The organism is Deltaproteobacteria bacterium (genome assembly GCA_016208165.1).
Classification (GTDB): domain Bacteria; phylum Desulfobacterota; class Desulfarculia; order JACQYL01; family JACQYL01; genus JACQYL01.
In genome coordinates, this window is sequence record JACQYL010000119.1 from 1 (window position 1) to 927 (window position 927).

Below are 927 nucleotides of genomic sequence, written 5' to 3' on the forward strand. Positions count from 1 at the left end.
ACCGTCGCCGCTCCGGCGTCGAGAGGCTTTGAAACGCATCGGAGTTTCATTCAAGGTTGGGTCGAGCACAGCGAAACCCAACAGCTCGGTTACGGTCGCTCCGCTCGCCAACCCAACATACGCGGCTTATCTTGACCCCATTGGAGCAGCCTCGGGGTTGGCGAACCTGCAGGCGGGCTTCCCAAATTCCCTGTGATCAGATGGGAAACCTTCAGACGTCTTGCTGTTCCGAGGGCCATGGAACTTCTGAAGAAACTCTCGTTTCGGGCAATACTCGAACGGATACTCGATCGACCGGTGTTGGTCCTGTTGGCCGTGGTCGGCATATCGGTTTTGTTCGCATGGCATCTCCCGCGCCTCTGCTTTCGCACCTCCATATACGACCTCGTCATCCAGGATCTGCCTGAAACATCCCGCTACGAGGAATTCAAGAAGATTTTCGGATCCGACGAGATCATCCAGGTCGTGATCAAAGGCAAGAACATATACGACCCGGTCACGTTCGAAAAAGTCGAACAACTCGCCCGGGTCGCCTCTGACATCAAAGGGGTTAGGCGGGTCATCAGCCTGCCCGGTATTCGGAAATCGGTGGACATCGGAGGGAAGTGGACTCTCGAACAGTTCGCCGACGTGGCCGGTGCGGTGGCGCTCTTCCAGCGGAATCTCATTTCCGAGGACCGGACCACCACGGTATTGAACGTGATTCTTGAGGACGGAGCCGATAAGGACCAAGTCCTCTCCGCCCTGCAAGGGATGATCGATCGGGAATCCGGCGAGCTTTCTCTTTACCAGATCGGCATGCCCCTCGTGTCCCAGGCCCTGGCTTCATTCACTCAAAAGGACTTCTTCTTCCTTCCTCCCATTACTTTTCTTTTGATCGCCGTGGTTCTTTTTATCCTGTTCCGCTGCCTTTTATGCCTACTCCTC

The 927-nt window shown here is 55.6% G+C and carries 1 protein-coding gene; it reads left to right on the forward strand.

From position 1 onward, the window contains the following. Positions 1-237: 237 nt before the first annotated feature. Positions 238-927, forward strand: a 690-nt coding sequence (locus HY788_21155) for an MMPL family transporter (protein ID MBI4776652.1), incomplete at its 3' end; no start/stop codon positions are given.